The sequence below is a fragment of the Marinilactibacillus psychrotolerans genome (assembly GCF_900101525.1).
Taxonomy (GTDB): Bacteria; Bacillota; Bacilli; order Lactobacillales; family Carnobacteriaceae_A; genus Marinilactibacillus; species Marinilactibacillus psychrotolerans.
Genome location: NZ_FMZD01000012.1, coordinates 42,181 through 63,799, shown reverse-complemented (window position 1 = coordinate 63,799; position 21,619 = coordinate 42,181). Strand labels below are relative to the sequence as shown.

Annotated in this window: 19 protein-coding genes; 3 read left to right on the top strand and 16 right to left on the bottom strand. The window is 35.0% G+C overall.

The window, feature by feature from the left end; genetic code table 11:
* Positions 1-25: 25 nt before the first annotated feature.
* The 13 genes from araA to BLT22_RS07835 form a co-directional block, all read right to left on the bottom strand.
* Positions 26-1,450 (bottom strand): L-arabinose isomerase, encoded by a 1,425-nt coding sequence (araA, locus tag BLT22_RS07895; protein ID WP_091762278.1) that lies wholly within the window; start codon positions 1,448-1,450, stop codon positions 26-28.
* 26 nt (positions 1,451-1,476) lie between these two features.
* Positions 1,477-2,172: an L-ribulose-5-phosphate 4-epimerase gene (locus BLT22_RS07890; protein ID WP_091762276.1), complete on the bottom strand. Its 696-nt coding sequence runs from the start codon at positions 2,170-2,172 to the stop codon at positions 1,477-1,479.
* A 189-nt stretch (positions 2,173-2,361) separates the two neighbouring features.
* On the bottom strand, positions 2,362-3,474 hold the full coding sequence (locus BLT22_RS07885) for a GntR family transcriptional regulator (RefSeq protein ID WP_091762274.1): 1,113 nt from the start codon (positions 3,472-3,474) through the stop codon (positions 2,362-2,364).
* A gap of 180 nt (positions 3,475-3,654) precedes the next feature.
* Positions 3,655-3,891 (bottom strand): DUF6171 family protein, encoded by a 237-nt coding sequence (locus BLT22_RS12485; protein ID WP_087058448.1) that lies wholly within the window; start codon positions 3,889-3,891, stop codon positions 3,655-3,657.
* A gap of 2 nt (positions 3,892-3,893) precedes the next feature.
* The gene (locus tag BLT22_RS07875) at positions 3,894-5,342 is read right to left on the bottom strand and encodes an alpha-N-arabinofuranosidase (protein WP_091762272.1); all 1,449 of its coding nucleotides are present in this window, start codon (positions 5,340-5,342) and stop codon (positions 3,894-3,896) included.
* Between the two features lie 24 nt (positions 5,343-5,366).
* Positions 5,367-6,995: a glycoside hydrolase family 43 protein gene (locus BLT22_RS07870; protein ID WP_236048893.1), complete on the bottom strand. Its 1,629-nt coding sequence runs from the start codon at positions 6,993-6,995 to the stop codon at positions 5,367-5,369.
* A 27-nt stretch (positions 6,996-7,022) separates the two neighbouring features.
* Positions 7,023-7,985: a glycoside hydrolase family 43 protein gene (locus BLT22_RS07865; protein WP_176935398.1), complete on the bottom strand. Its 963-nt coding sequence runs from the start codon at positions 7,983-7,985 to the stop codon at positions 7,023-7,025.
* Between the two features lie 14 nt (positions 7,986-7,999).
* The gene (locus BLT22_RS07860) at positions 8,000-8,431 is read right to left on the bottom strand and encodes a hypothetical protein (RefSeq protein ID WP_091762270.1); all 432 of its coding nucleotides are present in this window, start codon (positions 8,429-8,431) and stop codon (positions 8,000-8,002) included.
* Positions 8,432-8,451: 20 nt separating this feature from the next.
* A complete protein-coding gene (locus BLT22_RS07855) occupies positions 8,452-9,303 on the bottom strand; it encodes a carbohydrate ABC transporter permease (RefSeq protein WP_091762268.1) in 852 nt (283 codons plus the stop codon).
* A gap of 15 nt (positions 9,304-9,318) precedes the next feature.
* Entirely contained in the window at positions 9,319-10,236 is a 918-nt protein-coding gene (locus BLT22_RS07850) for a carbohydrate ABC transporter permease (protein WP_091762266.1), read from the bottom strand.
* Between the two features lie 90 nt (positions 10,237-10,326).
* A complete protein-coding gene (locus tag BLT22_RS07845; protein WP_091762264.1) occupies positions 10,327-11,589 on the bottom strand; it encodes an extracellular solute-binding protein in 1,263 nt (420 codons plus the stop codon).
* A 454-nt stretch (positions 11,590-12,043) separates the two neighbouring features.
* Positions 12,044-13,543: an arabinosylfuranosidase ArfA gene (gene arfA / locus BLT22_RS07840; RefSeq protein WP_091762262.1), complete on the bottom strand. Its 1,500-nt coding sequence runs from the start codon at positions 13,541-13,543 to the stop codon at positions 12,044-12,046.
* Between the two features lie 345 nt (positions 13,544-13,888).
* Positions 13,889-14,860: an aldo/keto reductase family protein gene (locus BLT22_RS07835; RefSeq protein WP_091762260.1), complete on the bottom strand. Its 972-nt coding sequence runs from the start codon at positions 14,858-14,860 to the stop codon at positions 13,889-13,891.
* A 188-nt stretch (positions 14,861-15,048) separates the two neighbouring features.
* Here BLT22_RS07835 and BLT22_RS07830 point away from each other — a divergent pair, with 188 nt between their 5' ends.
* Both BLT22_RS07830 and BLT22_RS07825 read left to right on the top strand, forming a co-directional pair.
* A complete protein-coding gene (locus BLT22_RS07830; protein ID WP_236048891.1) occupies positions 15,049-16,650 on the top strand; it encodes a PTS transporter subunit EIIC in 1,602 nt (533 codons plus the stop codon).
* Positions 16,640-17,968 carry a 6-phospho-alpha-glucosidase gene (locus BLT22_RS07825; protein ID WP_236048890.1) on the top strand — a complete coding sequence of 443 codons (1,329 nt, stop codon included), beginning with the start codon at positions 16,640-16,642 and terminating at the stop codon, positions 17,966-17,968. Before BLT22_RS07830 ends, BLT22_RS07825 begins: the two co-directional genes overlap by 11 nt.
* Positions 17,969-18,030: 62 nt before the next feature.
* Here the strand turns inward: BLT22_RS07825 and BLT22_RS07820 are convergent, their stop codons facing one another.
* Positions 18,031-18,777: a MurR/RpiR family transcriptional regulator gene (locus tag BLT22_RS07820; RefSeq protein ID WP_171034312.1), complete on the bottom strand. Its 747-nt coding sequence runs from the start codon at positions 18,775-18,777 to the stop codon at positions 18,031-18,033.
* A 150-nt stretch (positions 18,778-18,927) separates the two neighbouring features.
* On the opposite strand from BLT22_RS07820, the gene BLT22_RS07815 reads away from it, so the two are divergent.
* A complete protein-coding gene (locus BLT22_RS07815; protein ID WP_236048888.1) occupies positions 18,928-19,767 on the top strand; it encodes a DUF72 domain-containing protein in 840 nt (279 codons plus the stop codon).
* Positions 19,768-19,811: 44 nt separating this feature from the next.
* Here BLT22_RS07815 and BLT22_RS12355 read toward each other — a convergent pair whose 3' ends face one another.
* Positions 19,812-20,528: a VanZ family protein gene (locus tag BLT22_RS12355; protein WP_176935394.1), complete on the bottom strand. Its 717-nt coding sequence runs from the start codon at positions 20,526-20,528 to the stop codon at positions 19,812-19,814.
* A 38-nt stretch (positions 20,529-20,566) separates the two neighbouring features.
* Complete coding sequence (locus BLT22_RS07805; protein ID WP_218127255.1) at positions 20,567-21,508, bottom strand: aminopeptidase; 942 nt, start codon at positions 21,506-21,508, stop codon at positions 20,567-20,569.
* Positions 21,509-21,619 lie beyond the last annotated feature (111 nt).

The following is a 21,619-nucleotide window of genomic DNA, read 5'->3' as shown; positions in this document are numbered from 1 at the left end:
ATGTTTATTCTTCAGTTTATGATTATTAGTCAATTACAACAGTTTCAATATCAACTAGTCTCGCCCAATCTAGTATAATATCTAAGCTCAAAGCTAATGTTGCAACAGTATGATGTCCTCCACCTGCTTCAATCCATTTTTTGATACTTGTTTTGAAATCCGGATTCGGCTTCCAAATTACTCGAGCTACAGGTAATTTAGGTGCTGGCTCAGTTGGTGTTTCGGCCGTGAAAGTATTAATCATTAATCTATAATGGGTTCCCATATCTAACATTGAAACGGTTAATCCTTCCCCGGCTTTACCATCAAATACAAGACGCGCCGGATCTTCTTTATCACCAATACCTAAAGGATTAACTACAACACGTGGTTTTGTAGCTGCTAAAGTCGGATCAACTTCTAACATGTGTGATTGAACAATATACTCATTTCCTTTGGTCATGTTATAAGTGTAATCTTCCATGAATCCGGTAGATACATTATTTGCCATAACCTTCAGCAAACGATCCAAAGCAGCGGTTTTCCAGTCCCCTTCCCCAGCAAATCCATATCCTTCAGCATTTAAACGTTGAACAGCCATTCCTGGCAATTGTTTCATACCATGTAGATCTTCAAAGTTAGTTGTAAACGCTGTGTACCCTCCTGCTTCAAGGAATTTTCTAAGTCCAATTTCAATTTTAATCTGTTCTTTTACATGTTCTTCGAAGAAATCAGGATCGTTATCTCCATGGTCCATTTCATAAAGGGAAGTACACTCGTCATAGGTTGCTTGAATTTCTTTCTCTGTCACATTTTCCATTTCAGCTACTAAATCACCGATACCAAAGTAATCTACTGTCCATCCAAATTGAATAGCAGCCTCCACTTTATCCCCTTCCGTTACCCCAACATTTCTCATATTATCTCCAAACCGCGCAACTTTAATATTTTGAGATTCAACGAATCCTATTGCAGATAACATCCAATCAGACACTTCTTTATGAACCTCTGAATCTTTGTAATGCCCTACTACGATTTTATTATTCAATCTTAAACGAGCATTCAAGAATCCATACTCACGATCTCCGTGCGCACTCTGATTTAAGTTCATAAAGTCCATATCGATAGAATCCCAAGGAATTTCTTTATGATACTGTGTTGCTAAGTGTAATAAAGGTTTTTGTAATAATTTTGTACCTGGAATCCATAGTTTTGCTGGAGAAAAAGTATGCATCCAAGTAACAATACCGGCAACTTCATCTCGATAGTTTGCTTCTTTCATTACTTCTTTTATTTCTTCAGCAGTCGTTACCAACGCTTTATACTCTAATGGATAAGGCAGGTCTGCTTCATTTTTTAATGATTCAGTCATTGCTTTCGCCTGATCTTCAACTTGTTTTAATGCTTCTGGTCCATAAAGATGTTGACTCCCCACAATAAACCAAAATACTTTCTTTTCTGTTTTTAACATATTGGCACTTCCTTAATATTTATAGTTTAGTTTTGTCCATAATAGGCATTATCGCCGTGTTTTCTTAAGTAATGTTTATCTAAAAGTACTTGACTCATATAAATATTGTCTGAAGACAACTGAAGACTATGATAAGTCATTTCAGCTACTTGCTCTAGAACTACAGAGTTGTGAACAGCTTCTTCAGGATTCTTCCCCCAGGTAAAAGGACCATGATCATTGACTAATACACCCGGTATTCTATTCGGATCAATCTTATTTTTTTGAAAAGTTTCAATAATAACTGATCCGGTTTTTAATTCATAATCTATTTCAATTTCTTCGTTTTTCATTGCTCTTGTAACTGGAATATCTCCATAAAAATAGTCAGCTTGAGTTGTTCCAGCAACCGGTATAGATTTCCCTGCTTGAGCAAAGCTTACCGCCCAAGGAGAATGAGTATGAACGATCCCTCCAATATCTTTAAAGTTTTTATATAGTTCTAAATGAGTTGCAGTATCACTAGAAGGGTTGAAATCTCCTTCAATAATTTCTCCTTCAAGGTCTACAACAACTAGAGTTTCCGGAGTCAAATCTTCATAAGCTACTCCACTAGGTTTAATAACCACTAGATTAGAATCTCTATCTATTCCACTTACATTTCCCCACGTAAATGTAATTAGCTTATATTCCGGCAGGGCCATATTCGCTTCATAAACTCGATTTCTAAGCTCTTCAAGCATAGTTTACCAACCTTCCTTTATTGCTATTTTTTTTTCATATATCACTTGAAACAAATCGTTAATACTAATCTTCTTATTTGTATAACGCTTACAAATATATTCTAAACTAAAGGTACGTACGTGTCAACCGAATAAATACAATACTTGCATTTATTTGCAGTTCAACACGAACGTACCTTATAAAATTTATTAATTTAATATCTCTGATCTTTGATTTTCTTCTAGATTTTTAGTGGAATTTCTTATAATCAGCTTTGGTTCAAATATATGCGATTTTAGTGGGATGCCATCTTCTACTGCTTGAACAATACTTTTAGCTGCTAATCTACCTAAGTTTTCTTTAGGATGATCAATTGATGTTAATTTAACTGAAGGTAACGTGGTACTGTAAAAACTATTATCATGACTCACTACAGAAAAATCATCTGGACACTCTTTTCCTATAGCATTGATTTCCTTGATCAACATTACGGCAACTTCATCATTATAACAAACGAAACTGGTAGGAACATTTTCAGAAAGTAAAAGCGCATGGATCATTTTAGGGAGATCCTGCTTAGACTCCGTATCATATCTAATGATGTAATTACTATCAAAAGATAGTTTCGCATCATATAATGCCTTAATATAGCCTTTTAGCCTATTTTTCCCTTGTAAGTCATCTGCTTTAGTAATAATCCCAATATCAATATGATTCAGCTCAATTAAATGCTCAGTTGCTATTCGCCCCGCTTTAACATCGTCTAATGCAATGAATGGAAAGTCTAACTCTTCATAAGAAGCATTTAGCATAATCATTGGAATAGGTCGCTCTGAAAGATTTAAATAATAATTCAAATTAGGATTCATTAAATTACTTTTTGTTGGTTCTACAATAAGCCCATCTACATTCTGATCAATCATACTTTCAAGAGAGCTACGTTCATTGTCAACATTATTGCGTGTACTTGAAAGCATTAAAGAATAATCAAGTTTGGATAACTCTTCTTCTATTCCTCGAATAATGGAAGGGAAAATATAATCCGATAAATAAGTAGTAATAACGCCTATAGTTTTTTTATTATTAGAAATAGTTTCTTTCTGATATAAATCACTTACGAACGTCCCTGAACCTTGCTGTTTAACTAAATAACCTTCATTAACTAGCTCAGAAACCGCTTGCCTAATTGTATGCCTGCTAACATCAAATTGTTTACGAAGTTCAGCTTCTGAAGGGATTTTTGTCCCTAGTGCATACTCCTTTTCTTTTATTTTGTGTTGTATTTCTTTTTTTATAATGATATATTTCGGTTCGTTTAACATTTGATTTCACTCCTAATGAATGGTACGTACATAAATTATACTATAAAACAGGTTATATTATAAAGAGGATACCCCTTCAACTTATTTGATTTTACTTATTGTATCTTTAACCATACCCTATTTATAGTAGAATACAAGAAAAGGATGCTAAAGCATCCTTTTCTTAACTTTATGCTTTACTTACCACTTATCAATAGGGCATTTTTTATATTCCAGGCTCGCTCTAAACATAGCATAGCAACCACATTTGATACAAGTCTGATTTTGAAAAAAAGGACACGATTCACAAATGATTAGTCTTTTCTCTTTCAATTCATTAGAAGCTAAATCGGTTTCTAGGCTTAATTGCTCTTCAATTGATTCTAATACATCTTGACTTGCTAACGCTTCTAATCTCTCACAAGTCTTGCATGACATGTTTACGCCCCTTTAATAAGTATAGTAGCTATGCTCATTGACGGTAATGTAACAGAAATCTGTTTGTCTTTAATTGAATAATCATCAAATAACTTTTTAGAAACAGCATTTGGATCTTCAAAAGTGTTATGCGCATCCATTTTATCGGCTGATAAAATCCATGCTTCTGCATTATCAAATGTATAATCTGGAAGATTAAAGTCGATCGTTTCTTTAGAATTAAGACTATGATTACAGATTGAAATAGCAATTCGCTCATCTTTTTTTGATACTGTATAATCTACATGTTCTTTTGTATCTCCATATGTGTCCATCAGTTCTGCATCTTGGTGATACTTGTAGAGATCAAATACATGATAGGTTGGGGTTTTAATCATTTTATTCCCTTCAGTTAATAGCATAGCTTGAAGTACGTTGACCATTTGAGCAATATTCGCCATTTGTACCCGATCCGCATGACGATGGAAGATATTTAATGTTACACTAGCCACCATCGCATCACGAATGGTATTTTGCTGATACAAGAAGCCTGGATTGGTTCCTTTTTCAACTGCCAACCATGAACCCCATTCATCAACGATTAGACCGATACGTTTTTCTGGATCATATTTATCCATGATAGTTGAATGCTTAGTAATCAGCTCATCCATTTTTTTCGCACTATCAATTAATGAGTACCAATGTGCTTCTGGGAAATCTAAAGCCGGTCCTTTATCTAACCATTCTCCAGTTAGCGCATAGTGATGCAAACTGATTCCATCCATAAATGGCGCTGCAATCTTCATCACTTGTTCCATCCAATTATAGTCATCAATATTTGGACCACAGGCAATTTTATATACATGTTTATCCGTATAGTCTCTTACATACGTCTGGTAACGTCGATACAGGTCTGCATAATATTCCGGTCGCATGTTACCACCACATCCCCAGCTTTCATTACCGACTCCAAAGAATTTAACATCCCAAGCAGGGTCACTGCCATTTTCTTTTCTAAGGTTAGCCATTGGAGACTCGCCTTCGAAGGTCATATATTCTACCCACTCTTGCATTTCCTGAACCGTTCCACTACCCACATTTCCATTAACATAAGCTTCTGCACCAAGTAATTCTAATAAATGAAAATATTCGTGAGTCCCAAAGTGGTTATTTTCTACAACTCCACCCCAATGGGTGTTCACAATCGTTTTACGTTCTGCTGGCGTTCCTATTCCATCTTTCCAATGGTATTCATCCGCAAAACAGCCCCCTGGCCATCTAACCACAGGAACGTTGATGTCTTTCAAAGCTTCTACAACATCTAATCTGATTCCTTGATCATTAGGGATATCCGATTCTTTCCCAACCCAAATCCCTTCATAGATACATCGTCCTAAGTGTTCTGCAAATTGCCCGTAAATATACTTACTAATTATAGGACCATTTTTATTTGTTAAAATTTCAATCGTCATACTTTTTACTCCTTTTATATATTATTATGGTTTAATGCCCCAAATCATTTCATTATTATCTCCGAAAGCCGAAAATACAATGCGTGTATCATCAAATTCATCTAATTGTACTGTCACAAAACCTTTGTAAACAGTATCATTTGCTTGTACAGTTAAGTATCCTTCTTCATCAAGCTCCCAGGTACCATTAAGAGCACCAGTAATTGTTTGATCATCAGCAAATTTTACTTCGAGCGTTTCAATCATTTCTGTAGAATTCTCTGTTCCATGATTAACATATTCAAATGTTCCAAATAAATCTTCTTTATTGACCTTGTCAATTTCTGAGATCTCTCCTCTATACTCATATGGTAAAGGAATTAACCAGCCATCTTTATTATGAATCATCTGATGAAATCTAACTTCATGCGCTTCAGTACCTTGATCAAATCTAGTGTGGAATACTAAAAACCAGTTTCCATCTTTTGTTTTGACAGCTGAATTATGCCCTGGTGCCCGATACCCAGTTTGCAATCCAATAAATTGATAGTTCCCAAGAAGCTTTATTCCGTAATCTGAATTGGAACTCCTTGCTTCAAATATAGCTGTATTACCTTTAGCATCTATATATGGACCTTCAACAGTTTCTGCTCTAAATAACCTCATGTTATATCCACCAGTAGCACTCAACCCACCATACGTTACCCACATATTGTAATAACCTGTTTCGTCATCATAAACTATGTAGGGACCTTCTCCAGATTGATGGTACCCACCGAATAATTTAATACCGAAATAACGATCAATTGTTCTTCCATCTTCTGTATTTCCATCTTTTCCAGGATAGATAGGCTTACCAGTTTCGGGTTCAAGTTCAAGTAAATGAATCCCCCCAGACCAAGAGCCGTAAACCATCCAGAACTTTCCGTTTTCATCATAAAACGGTGCCGGATCAATTGCATTTGGCGCATAGTCGGTATTATATTCTTTACCACTTAATCGCACCCATTTTTCATTGAATCCAGAAATGGTGCCATTTTCAATCAATTCTGGCAAATGAGTTCCCTCGTAATGAATGTTTCGGTCACTTCCATCTGTAGAATCTTCTGAACTGAATCCAGAATACATAACTGTATCAACATAAGCATAGGGGCCCTCTATGCCTTGAGAAGCCATCAATACAATTGCTGAGCGTCTCCAGGTAGAACTTGATGAATAATACATCAAGTAAGCTCCTGTATCTCCATTATCCCATTTAAAATCTTCATTCCAAATAACATCTGGGGCCCAAAGATTGTAACGGCCCTTTGAATCAGCATCATCATGACCGGCCCATTCAAATGTTTCTTTCAGGTTTTCATCTGTATTACCAAATATCAGATTATCTTCCATATTCTCATATTCAGTCATTTGTGGTACTTCCCAAGTCAAGAAATCTTTAGTTTTAGCTTGTGCAACATGAGATCCAAAAATATAAAAGGTTTCTTCATCATTTTCATCTATAACAGATCGTACAGCAGGATCATGTACGGATACTCTTTCTTTCTGCTGAGTCGTCCAGTTTCTAGCTTCAGGAGGTCTGATTCCACTTGAATAAACCATAAATCCACTCACTCCAATTATCAAAATAAGAATAAATAAGAGTCCAGTTATAATGAGTCTTTTTTTATTCATTCAACTATTCCTTTCTTACTAGATGAATTAATTAAAAACAGATTCTCCAGGTACCCCAAAGTCAGGGTATCCAAATTCGTCCCAATCAAAGATTTGTGCATTCGCATGTCGGTTCGGATTATCTAATGGATCCCCTTCTTTATTTTTTTCCGGTCTTGCATGGTATATCAAAACATCATGTTTTTCATCTTCAGACTTAGTAAAAGAGTTATGTCCAGGACCAAACAAACTATTTTCTTCAGAGGAAACAAATACAGGTTCTTTAGATTTTTCCCATGAATAACCATTCAATAAATCACTATCTTCGTTTGCAGAGAGTAATCCCATTGCATAGTTTTCATCGGTAGCACTAGCCGAATAGGTGATAAATATTTTTCCGTTACGCTTTATTACTGCCGGTCCTTCATTTACTAAGAACCCTATTTTTTCCCAATCATATTCTGGAATCGTTAATAAGGTGGTATGCCCTTTAAGTGTCCAAGGATTTTTCATTTTAGATATATAGAGATTAGAATTACCAGGAATTGCGGGATCTTTTTGGGCCCAGACATAATATAGTTCCTGGTTATGTGTAAATGTAGTAGCATCCAAACAAAAGCTGTCAATATGGGTTTTAACTTGGCCTTTTTCAACCCATTTTCCCGTTAAGGGATTCTCGTCTTTACATTCAATTACATACATACGATGTTGAAATATATTATTTTTTGGTTGATCTGACTGGGCAGCAGCAAAATAGATGTACCAAGCTCCATCAATGAAGTGAATCTCAGGTGCCCAGATCAACTGACTCATTTCTCCTTCATCGTGAGCATTCCAGACAGTTGAAATTTCTCCATTTTCCAATTCATTCAATGATTTAGCTCTTCTAACTTCTATTTCTTGATAACCAGGTACAGAACCAGTGAAATAATAGTATCCATCTGTATGTTTATATACCCAAGGATCTGCTCTTTCTATAACGATAGGATTATTATAGTTTATTATATCCAACAAAATTTCCCTCCTTAAATTGACGATCTAATAAATTCATTTTTTTCCAATTTGTATCGTATTGCTTTATTTTTAGAAGTGTACGTAACCAAGACAATCATATAAAATAACGAACTAATAATATCGATAGTAAAAAATGATCCTAAACATAAAACTAATATCCATAATTGCCACTTCCTATTTATTTCGTTATCTTTAAGGTATCTTAGACAATAAATGTTTGCTATACCGATTAGTATAAGGATAACTCCATAGCTTGATAGCACTGTATACAATATATCAACGAAACTTGAGCTACCTCCGGCTAATTCAGGATATAATTCCATTATGGCAAAGTCTCCATTGTTCTTAAACCAAAGTCCAAAAACAAATATGGTCAACATAGCATTAATAAAATGCCATAGTGAAGCAGCTACTATAATTCTTCTCTCTGTTTTTCTTTCCATAATAAAATTCCTCCTGTAAATTATCCCTTAATTCCCGTATTCAAGTTTAATGATTCAATAAAGTATTTTTGTGCAAAAATAAATAATAATGATGTTGGAATCATAGCTAAGAACGCAGATGCCATTAACTGACCAATTACCATATAGTTTCCATAAATATCTTGTAATAATTGTAGTCCTGCGGTTATAGTCAGCTGATCAACATTGTTTAAAACAATTGTCGGCCATAGAAAATCATTCCAAGAACCAGTAAATGAGAAGATGGAAGTTACAATTAATACTGGTTTAATTAAAGGGAGAATAATTTTAAAATAAATTGTGAAGTCATTTGCACCATCCATTCGAGCAGATTCATCGTAAGATTTCGGTAATCCTTGCATAAATTGTCTTACTAGGAATACATTTCCTACTCCTCCTAACCCAGGCATAATGACGGCTAATGGTGTATTTACCCATCCTAATTTATGAACAATCATATAATTCGGAATAATATTGACAACTGCAGGGAACATAGATATAGCGAGTATAGTAAAAAACATTGTATCTCTATATTTAAAATCCATTCTCGCATATCCAAAAGCAGCTAATGAAACAAATACCATCATTAATAATGTATGTGTAGTAGAAATAAAAAGTGAATTAAAAAACCACCTAACAATTGGCGCACTAGAAGTATTTGATAGAACTCTTACATAATTATCCATTATCCATGAAGCCGGTAAAAGCCTAAACCCTGTTTGCATAACATCAGATTGCGATTTAAATGAAGTGGTTAAAGCATATATAACTGGTAATAACCAAATGGCTGCCATAATTGTCAGTAAAATATAGCAGGCCCATTTTGTTAAACGAAAAGATCTTGATTTTGCCATTTGTTTTTCCCCTTTCTATTTTGAGCTTCGATACATTAATCTAAATTGAAATGCTGCAATAATTACAATAACTATTCCTAATAATATGGACATGGCTGCAGCCATTCCGGCAACTGATTGCCCTTGACCAAAAGCTAAGTTTCTTATATACATCATTAATACGAAAGTAGATTGCTCTGGACCTCCACTTGTAACCATTAATGGTTGAGCATATACATTGAATGCAGCTGCTGTAGACATAACTATTGTATATAATAGTGGAAATTTAATAGTAGGTAATGTAATTTTGAAAAACTTCACAAAACTAGTAGCTCCATCAATTTCAGCAGCTTCATATAAATCATTCGAAATTCCACTCATAGCTGATCTATAGATTACCATATTCCCACCAATTGCTCCCCATAAAGTCATCATGAATATAATAATCCATGCATAAGGTTGATTAACCGCCCAGGTAACATTAGAACCTAAAAGATTATTTACAGGCCCTAAACGAGGGTTGAATATAAGTAACCAGACTAGTGCTGCTGCAGTAACAGATATTAGACCTGGTATATAAAATATTGCTTGAAAGAAACCTTTTCCTTTTACACCTTTATGTTGCAACATAACTGCTAAAACCAATGGAATAATGACTTGAAGGGGAACAGTTCCAGCAACAAATATTAAAGTATTCACCAATCCATTTCTAAATTGACTGTAAAAAGATGATGTTGGATCCATTAAAATAGCTTCATAATTTTCTAAGCCAACCCAACTAGGAGAACCAATTAAATTCCATTTAGTAAATGAAGCATAAAAACCATAAATCATTGGAAATAGAATAAATACTACAAAGAAAATAAAATGTGGCCCAATAAAAACCCACTGTTTAAATTTGATTCCTTTTCTGTTCTTATGTTGAGTATTATCGTTATCAAATGAATTTTCCATTTTTTTCTCCTTTCAACCTTAAAAAGAAAAAAGCGAGCTCCCATTATTATTTAGAATCTCGCTTTTACCTTAATTAATTAAGTTAAACCGTTATTCAGCGTCTTCTTCTGCTTCAATATTTATATCTGCTCCATGACCTTGTGCCACTAGATCTTCAACTTCATTTTGAGCATTGGCCAAGCCCTCTTCAATAGAAATGTTTCCATATAACATATCATTAATATACAAGTTAATAGCTGCTTCTACATAGCCATAATATTCGTAATCAAAAATCAATAATGAATCTAATTCTTCTTGCGAACTTGTGAAAAATGATTGTGGATATTCTTTGAATTCATCTGATTCATATACTTCTCTACTAGCTACTATTTGTCCAGCATTAGCCCAAGTAATCGAATTTTCATTTATCCAAGTTAAGAAATCTGCAATACCTTCTTCTTTTTCATCTGACCGTTCCTCATTTTTTAACATTGAAAATAAATGTGAAGAACCACGATTATGAAAAGTTTCATTATCGAATGCATAAATATTAGTCATTCCATAATTTAAATCTTCCACCATGTCATGTGCCAACGATGACCAAGTTCCGTCTGAAGAAAATAGAACCGTTTCTCCTTGGAACATTGCAAATCCATCTTCGCCATTGGGCGTCATCAGTCCGGCTTTTTCAACTTCAACAATCGCTTCCATTGCTTCATGCATCTCTGGAGTATCAATTGTAGGATTCCCATCCTCATCACTAATATTTCCACCTAAATTTACAGTTTCAGCAAGAAGTACCCAAGAAATCAATGAATTGTTAATCGCATATTGTCCTTCGTCAAGTTTCCCTTGTAATGACATGATTTCATCAAAAGTCACTACATTATCATCTAAGAATTTTTCAGCATCATATTTTGCCAATAAATCTTTGTTATAGTATAGAACATTCGAATGAATATCTAATGGTATTGTATACTGAGTATCTCCTACTGTCCCGGCATCCCAAGCTTGTTCGATATAATTATCACTATTTAGTTTATCATGGGTATTCATTAAATCATCCATGGGCTCTACCATATCTAATTCCACAAACCCTTGAACTCTATCTGCATGAATAATGGACAAATCTGGAGTTCCTTCTCCTGTGTTCATTACTGTATAAATTTGTGTATACAGATCGGGAGTAACGACATGTGACACTGGAAATTCCGGGTCTGTACTATTATATTCTTCTATCATTTGATCCATTACTTGTCCATCTTCCCCGGTAAGGGGTGTCCACATAACAATTTCATCATCATTCCCACATCCAGCAATTAATCCTAATGAGAGTGAAGCTGTACCTAAAATTATTTTTTTGATTGAATTCATGTTAAACCTCCTGATTTTTTAAATGTACTTGTAAAACATCCCAAAAAATTTGTTCGTAAATTTGGTTAAAAAAACATTTACTAATTCGAATCAACATTCGACAAAAAAGGATTTCGCTTACTTTTCGAAATAATTAATACTTATTTTTCTTTCCTTCAAAAACTCAAATCTTAGAACCAACCATTAGTACGTACGTTTAATTTGAATATACTATATCATGATCGATACGTACGTGTAATATTCTTTATAATCTTTTGTGATTTAAGAAGTAAAGAAATTTCCATTTATTCTTTAATAATAAATTCAATCTATTTAAGAGGAAAGCTACTATAATTTCCATATTTTTGAGCCCAGTTAGTTACCTTCTCAATACGCAAAACTGTACCGTTCATTTGACTTTCAATAAAAATTCTACTAAACTCATTTTCATCAACTTTGAAAAGATAAGATTACGTCACTCAAAGGATAAGCGAACCATATTCCATGATAATGGTTTTATTTCTCCCGTTATTACATTACTTTCTACTCTAAATGACTGATTGTTTTTAATTTTTATTGATTCATGGTTTTTATCAGTAGTTTTTTTCGGATCATTTTCTGACAATTCGGTTGCTTCAATAAGAGATAATCCATCAAATCCACTTAAATCCGCTTCGAATAATTGAGACTCTTCTAATGATCTATTTACCATAAAAATGACCACTTCTTGATTTTCCTCATTTAAAATTACCGTTGATTCAACATAAGGTATATTTTTGTACTCTTTTGAATTATACGTTTCACTGTTCGATTGGACAGTTAAAACTTTTCCCCGACCAAAATTTGAGGCTTGCATGAATGGATAGAATATAGGCTGTTTCCATACCTCCCCATCTTTTACAGTCATAATAGGCGCAATAACGTTAACTAATTGTGCCAGACAGGCAATTTTAACTCTATCAGCATTGTTTAATAGTGTAATGATTCCAAGACCAACCAGTAACGCATCTTCAAAATTATAGATATCTTCCAATAATGGCGGTGCGATGTCCCAAGGATCGCGTTTAGAATCAACTTCTTTTGAGTGATACCAGACATTCCATTCGTCAAAAGATAAGTTTATCTTTTTATTTGATCCTTTTTTTGCTTTAACAGCGTCACAGATTGCTACAACATCTTTAATAAATCTATCCATTTCCAATGATTTTGCTAGATAGTTAGCAGTATCATTCTCATAATTATCCCAATAAAGGTGTAAGGATAAAAAATCAACATAGTCATAAGCGTGTTCCAGCACAGTATATTCCCATTCACCAAATGTTGGCATTTTACTGGAAGAACTTCCGCAAAGAACCAACTCGATAGAATCATCTACAAGTTTCATAGCTTTTGCTGTTTCTTCTGCTAATCGACCATATTCATCAGCAGTTTTAGCTCCTATCTGCCACGGTCCATCCATCTCATTCCCCAAACACCAAGTTTTAATATTAAAGGGTTGTTCTGCACCGTTTTGTTTTCGTAATTCACTATAGTACGTACCTTCAGGATGATTGCAATATTCAAGCAAATTTCTAGCTGCATCAATCCCTCTTGTTCCTAAATTCACTGCCATATCAACTTCTGTATTTGCTAATTCAGCCCATTTCATGAACTCGTGTAACCCTACTTCATTTGTTTCTACAGATCGCCATGCCAATTCCAAACGACGGGGACGATGCTCAACAGGTCCAATACCATCTTCCCAATTGTATCCGGATACAAAATTTCCTCCTGGATAACGGACTAGTGGAACATTTAACTCATTAATTGCATCAAGAACATCTTCTCTAAATCCTAATTCATTTGCTTGAGGATGATTGGGCTCATAAATCCCATCATAAACTGCTCTACCCAGATGTTCTATAAAAGAACCATATATCCTCTTATCAATCTCTGCTAAAATCGAATTCTTATTACACTTAATTGTCGCCTTCATTTATTGCCTCCTTTTAATTCGTACGTACCTTTGCAATTCAATATACCATCTCATTTAAACTTGTGCAAGCGTTTACTATAACTTTTCCAGATATTTCATTACATAAACCAAATATATTTTTAAATTTTTATAATAAATAGTGCATTGATATACAAAAAAACAGAAAAAACACCTATTAAAAATGCACCTTATTGCTTAATTGGTTAGGTATATATCCATAACGAAGTAATAAATATTTTATTTTTTCGAAAAAAAATCCCTAATCGATTTTCGATTAGGGTTTTCCGTCTTTATTGCTTATAATGAATCTTAATAACTGTCAATAATACATTATATCCTTATACTTTATCTTTTTCTGATATGTGCAATCTCTTCTAACACCTTATCTATTTCATCCAGTACATCTTGCGATAGCTTAATGCCGGATGCTTGCACATTCTCTTCGATTTGTGAAGGTTTGCTGGCTCCGATGATAGCTGAAGAAACACCAGGCTGACGTAGTATCCAAGCTAGAGATAATTGTACTAAGCTTAAATCAAGCTGATCTGCAATCGAATCAATCTTTTGAACAGCTTCCAGTGTTTCGTTATCCATATAGCGGTCAACAAATCGCCCAATTTCTTTGTTTGCTGCTCTAGAATCTTTTGGAATTTCAGCATTTGGTTTATACTTACCTGTTAAAACACCTTGGGCTAATGGAGAAAACACGATCTGTCCCATACCGTGGGATTCAGAAACTGGTAAAACTTCTTTTTCAATATATCGTTGCAGCAAATTGTATACAGGCTGGTTGGAAACCATTTTATGATAGCCTCGATGCTGTATAATGCCCTGTGCTTTTTCAATTTGGGCTGCAGACCATTCACTTACTCCGGTATAAAGCACTTTACCTTGTTTAACTAAATCTTCCAGTGCCATAATCGTTTCTTCTAAAGGTACTGTAGGATCAAATCGATGACACTGATAAAGATCTACATAGTCCATTCCTAGTCGTTGTAAACTTCTATCACACTGTTCAATGATATGCTTTCTTGATAGTCCTCTATCATTGGGCCCGTCACCCATAGGGAAATATACTTTAGTAGCAACTACAACCTTATCTCTATCATATTCTTTTAAAACTTTACCCAGTACTTTTTCCGCTTGTCCTTGTTCATAAACATTCGCTGTATCGAAAAAATTGATCCCTTTCTCATAAGCTAATCGAATACAATCTTCTGCTGTCGTATCTTCTACAGTTTTTCCATAGGTCAACCAGCTGCCTAAAGCAATCTCTGAAACTTTTAACCCGCTGTTTCCTAATTGTCTATATTCCATATTTCGGCCTCCGTTTTCTCATTTTTCTTAATAATGCCAGATATTTTTAAAAAAATCAAAATAAACATAATGTAATTTGTACACTGATTTGTGTACGTTAAGAACAAAAGTGTACAAGGCAACTCTCTCTTGTAAACGCTTATATAACCCCCTTACAATATGTTTATAAATAAAAAGGAGGAATTATCATGTCTAAAGATTTTTGGCAGCGTCTTGGCAAAGCATTAATGACCCCTATTTCATTGATTGCTGCAGCCGGGATTTTTCTAGGTATTAGTTCAGTGCTTCAAAATCCGGATATTGTAGGAGAAACGTTTGTATCTTTTACTGTTGTGCAACATTTCATTGGTATCGTACGTGCGTTGGCAGGAGCGATATTTGGAAATCTACCTATCTTGTTTGCAGTAGCAATTTCCTTTGGTCTTGCTAAGAAAGATAAAACAACTGCAGCTTTTTCAGGAGTTATAGGATTTATTTTATTTCATATCACAATTCAGTATTTATTAAGTGTCAACGATATTACTGCAGCAACCTACTCGGTAGAAGCATTAATAGACTCAGGTATGAATGAACTAGCTGCTACACAAGCTGCTTCTCAATATGAATCTGTTTTAGGTATATTCACTTTAAGAATGAATGTCTTTGGTGGAATCATTACAGGGCTATTGGTTTCATTCCTGCACAATCGTTTTCATACCATTGATCTTCCTACCGCCATCAGTTTCTTTGGCGGAAAAAGATTTGTCCCAATTATTACAACAGTAACGGTTCCTTTCTTGGCTTTACTGATGTACTTTGTGTGGCCATATTTCGGAGCTGCTATTGAAGGTGTAGGCAATTTGATTGCTGAAGCTGGACTAATCGGAACATTCTTGTTCGGCTTCTTAGAAAGATTACTCGTTCCTACAGGATTACATCATATCCTAAATCAGATTGTACGCTTTACTCCAATTGGTGGAATAGCTGAAATAGATGGTGAGCAAGTAGTAGGGGCGTTAAATATCTTCAATACTTCTCTAGCGCAAGATTCTCCAGATATGGGTGTTATGGCTGAAGCCACTCGCTTCTTAGCACAAGGTAAAATTCCATTTATGGTATTTGGTTTACCGGCTGCTGCATTCGCTATGGTCAAAACAGCTTTAAAAGAGAAAAAACAGGAGGTAAAAGGATTAATGTCCGCTTCTGGACTGGCTAGTTTTACAACTGGAATTACTGAACCAATCGAGTTTTCATTCATATTTGTATCCCCCATTTTATATATCTTCCATGCATTTATGGCTGGATTGAGTTTTATGCTGATGGACGCTTTCGGTGTAGTCATCGGTAATGTCCAAGGTGGTGTTATTGATTTAACTGTGTTTGGTATCCTTCAAGGAACCGCCACTAACTGGTACTGGGCAGTAATCGTAGGATTATTCTATGCACCTATTTATTACTTCGTCTTTAAGACAGTGATTGAAAAACGTCACGTTCTGACTCCAGGTCGAGAATTAGAAGACGATGAAGTAACCAATGAGTCAGTTAACAGTTCTGATCCCTCTGGAGATCTAGGAAGCACTATCGTCAATGCATTAGGTGGAAGCCAAAATATTAAGAGTATTGATAACTGCTTTACTCGCCTTCGTCTAGTACTTGGTGATACCTCAATCGTTGATGAAGATGCATTGAAAAAAACAGGTGCAGCAGGAACACTGAAATTAGATGAAACAAATTATCAAGTAATTTATGGACCAAAAGTTGAAAAAATCGCACCACAAGTGAAAGGAGCAGCACATTATCATGATGAATAAAAAAAGTAAAATTGTATTAGTAGGTGGAGGTTCCACTTGGACTCCTGGAATTCTGAAAGCAATGACAACTCATTTAAAACAGTTTCCTCTTGAAAAAATCACTTTATACGATATTGACGAAGAGCGTCAGAAAGTCATTGGTGAATTTGCTAAAATCCTATTCAAGGAAGAGGCACCTGATGTTAAGGTTTCTTATACAACTGATGAAAAAGAAGCTTATACAGACGTAGATTTCGTATTCTGCCAGATGCGTACTGGTGGTTTTGAAATGCGTGATAAGGATGAAAAAATACCTTTACAACATGGAGTAATTGGTCAGGAAACTTGTGGACCTGGAGGCTTTGCTTATGGTCTTCGTTCTATTAGAGACATGGAGAAAATGGTGAAAAGCGTACGCCGATTCTCCCCCGACGCTTGGATATTAAACTACACGAATCCTGCAGCGATTGTGGCTTTGGCTTTAGATAAAATATTCCCTAAAGAAGATAAAGTTTTAAATATCTGTGATCAGCCTGTCAACTTATTACGTTCGTTCGCAAGCTTGATCGATTTTGATGCTAATGACTTTGAACCGGTCTATTTTGGATTAAATCACTATGGCTGGTTCACACATCTATACGACCAGACTGGGAAAGATAGAATGCCGGAAATCAAAGAAATCATTTTGAATGGCGGTTTCAGACCAGTTGATGCCGAGCAGAGAGATCAATCCTGGTTAGACACTTATGCAATGGTTGAAGATATGTTAAAAGACTTCCCGCAATATTTACCAAACACTTATCTTCAATATTATCTGTATCCAGAATACAAATTATCTAAAATGGATCCTAATCGTACTAGAACAGATGAAGTCCGTGAAGGTCGTGAGACAAAGGTCTTTAATGAATGTAGAAGAATTGTTGAGAATGGTACAGCTAAAGATTCTTCTGTTGTTCATAATGATGCTCATGGAGATATGATGGTTGAAGTTGCGGCCTCTATTGCACACAATCTAAGAAAAACATATGTCGTTATGGTAAGAAACAACGGTATAGTATCGAATTTGCCTAATGACAGCATGGTTGAAGTTGCGGCTTCTCTTGGAGCAAATGGTCCTCATCCATACGCGGTGGGTGAAATTGATACATTCTATAAAGGATTGATCGAATCACAGCATGCGTATGAAAAACTTACAGTAGAGGCTTATATGGAAGAATCATATACTAAAGCTTTACAGGCTTTAACGATGAATCGTACAGTAGTTGATGCTAAAAAAGCACGCAAACTACTGGATGCTTTAATTGAAGCTAATAAAGAATACTGGCCAGAACTAAACTAGTAATTTAAATAAAAAGCATCGAACCTCCTTTCAGAATTAAGGTTCGATGCTTTTTTATTTTCTTAATCTGACACTTGATACTTTTTCAAATAATCATTGAATAGTTTGTTCACTAAATAATGTAATCCGAATCGATCAGATGCATCGATGCCTTCTATTTTAATCTCTGTGCTATATGCGTATAACTGATAGTCTGTTATTTTTGACAAAGCATTGCTTGAGAAGCCCGTGAGACTGATTGTTTTAGCTCCGGCAATATTAGCACGATTGGTTGCTGCAAATACATTTGAATTTTCTGATCCACTAAGACTGATCGCAATTCCTACGTCTTTACGTCCCATTTGCTTTGCATTATGCTTCATTAAATGCGGATCAATGAAAGTTTGGCTTTTCTTACCTAAAATTTTTAATCGCTCACTAAGTTCCTCCGCTGGAAATCTAGAAAGTCCAACTGCGAAAAACAGAATATTATCAGCATCATGAATTTTACTAATAATTTCTTCTAAAACTTCCTTATTCAAGAGTTGTTTAGTCTTGATAACCTTCTCATCTAGATCTGTCATATTAAGTATCGTTTCTTCCGCTTCTAAAGTCTTTTTCAATTCTTCTTTGAATTGAGTGTATCCTTTAAATCCAAGTTTCTGACACATTCTCACAATTGTATTAGGGACAGTATAAAATTGTTTTGCAACATCTCTGATCGTCCACTTTTCTACTTGTGTTTTTTCATTAATCAGATAGTTGAGTATTTCTTCTTCTGTTTGATTCAATTGAGTGCGATTTTTTTTTAAACATTCGTAGAAATACAAAGGTCTCATTCCTTTACACGTTGTTTATATAGTATATCAGATTTATTAACTTATGATTATATTATTCTTCATGTAATCAATTTTATTCGAACTGCTTAATTGATCATGTTATTATATAAGTATCTATGTATCCGTAGAAAGAAGGTTTGTATGATGATTACAATAGGATTAACGGGTTGGGGAGATCACCCTACGATTACCCTGGAGAATTCCAAAAAATTGGAAAATTACTCGAGCTATTTCCCTGTAGTTGAACTAGATACTAGTTTTTATGCTATACCTCCTCAAAAAAATATCTCTTCTTGGATTGAGAAAACGCCAGAAGCTTTTCAATTTATTCCAAAAGCCTATAAAGCCATGACTCAACATAAAGAATGGATAGAGGAGTTTTCCAGTATTGAGCAGATGTTTGAAATTTTTAATAAAACTTTTGAACCAATGGTTGTTTCTAATAAAGTAAAAGCTTTCTTATTTCAGTTTCCGCCCTACTTCGACTGTACGAAACAAAACGTAGCTTATTTACGACGTGTTCGAGAACTAATGAAAGATTTGCCAGTTGCTATAGAGTTTAGGAGTCAAAGCTGGTTTACTGAACAGAATAAAGAAAAGACTCTAGACTTTTTACTTCAGCAACATTTTATTAATGTGATCGTTGATCAGCCGCAAACTCCAAATAATAGTGTGCCAACTATACCTCTATCAACTAATGATACTTTGGCTATTTATCGGTTGCATGGGCGTAACTATGAAGGCTGGTTAGGAGAAAGTCTTAATGATTGGCGTGCAGAACGTACCTTATATAATTATAAAAAAGAAGAATTGGTTGAATTCGCAACTACTGTTGAAACCCTAGAAAGCAAGACGCAAGAAGTCTGTGTTATTTTCAATAATAATTCAGGTGGTCATGCAGCACAAAATGCATTTTCTTTGCAGGATATTTTAGATATCTCCTTTGAAAATTTGTCTCCAAGGCAATTAGATTTATTTTAAAAACCCCCGATAGGCATTAAGTCTATCAGGGGTTTCACTATTTATTATTTTTTGATATTCCAGAATGCTTGCCATATACTTCTTCTTCCAGAGATCCAATCAAGAATGGAATACAAAATAATTCCTATGAATGAACCCGTAGAATCGATGAAGACATCCGTTACTAATGCTGTTCTACCAGGAACGAAATATTGATGAAATTCATCTGATGCTGCATATGCTGCACAAACGACAAGTGCAAACAAGATCGCTTTGAATCCTTTTATATTAGAGGTAGACAAGGCATTTTTAATCAGTATCCCTAAGAACATATAAATAAAGAAATGCGCATTTTTTCGAATAAAGTTATGCAGAACATAGTAATTCATTTCTCTTAAATTATTGATTCCTAAACGTGGTCGTACAATTGTTAGTAAAAAGTAAATCGTGAGACCACAAAAAACTAAAAATACTAAGAAAACTATAACTTTACCCCATAGTGGCATACTTCTTCTCTTCAACCAGATTAAGAATATATTGAAAAATAGAAGGAATCCTATTGCCCCCACTATTCTCCAGTGATTCACAACTTGACTGCCAACTTCCATAGCTCCAAAACTCAATTGAGCTGATTCGTTTGCTGGTTGCGAAGAAAACCAAAAAATAATAGCCATCCATATGAATACCGTGAGCCATGCAAAAATTGCCGGATATCTAGATGAATGCGTTGTTCTCCTCATTGGTTTCCCACTTTCTATTTTAAGATAATATTTTATCATCATACCTCATTTTTTTCCTAAAAGCTAGACCAAGTCATATACTATACAATTTTTCCACGTTGCATAACTTTCTTACCATCTATCCAAACTGTCGGTGCTTTAACAACGCAGTCAATATGAACGCCAGCTTCCGTTTCTCCACCGAATGGTTTATTACTGCCGAAAGCAATATGAATGGTTCCATATACTTTTTCATCCTCTAAAACGACTCCAGTTATTCGAGCTGTCGGATTTGTCCCAATTCCAAATTCAGCTATGATACGGCCTTTGTCTTCTCCAAGAAGAGATAATAGAGCTTCTCCCTGTCTTCCAACGGCATCTACCAAACGACCTTCTTTCAAAACTAACTTGATAGGTTCAGAGACTTTTCCTAGTTGAGCAACAGACCCATCTACAATAATTGCACCATTCGCGGAGGTTTCAATTGGAGCAATATAAGCTTCTCCTGATGGAATGTTTCCTCCCTGACCTTTTTTTCTAAAGATCCCCGTACTTGGAATGCCTTTTCTCCCACCAATAGTAAATGATAGAGACTCCCCTTCTTTTTCAATGGTCACTTCCGATCCTATTTCAAGAAGTGACGTAAACTTATCTGTCAATTCTTCTACTTTTGATGGATCGGCTTCAATTGCACCTTGTTCCAACATATCAAGTGTAATACCAGGCATGGTTCCGATTCGAGTTCCTGCTGTAGTTGCTGCCTTTTTAGCTTGCGTATGTGTTAGACTCGCTGCCGTGATACATAGAGCAACATCCACTGCTCTCATAGCTGAAGCAATCACCTTTGGAGGCTCTTCTCCACTTTTATATTTGGCTGGAAACTGAACCATAACTGTTTCATTTCCTTTTACGATAGCTGCTTCATAGAAGTACTGGGCAATTTCTTTCATACTATCATCAGTGACAATCAAAACCGATTCTTGCGGCTTTAAATTAAAGTTATTTTCAAATACTTTCTGTGCATTTTCTATATATCGTGTCAAAATAACCATCCTTTGTTTGATTCATCTTTTTCCATTTTATCACATATAGTTTGTTCTCGCTTTTTTAAAAGAGTAAACTAAACTTATTAAAGAATAGAAAGGAAGATCACT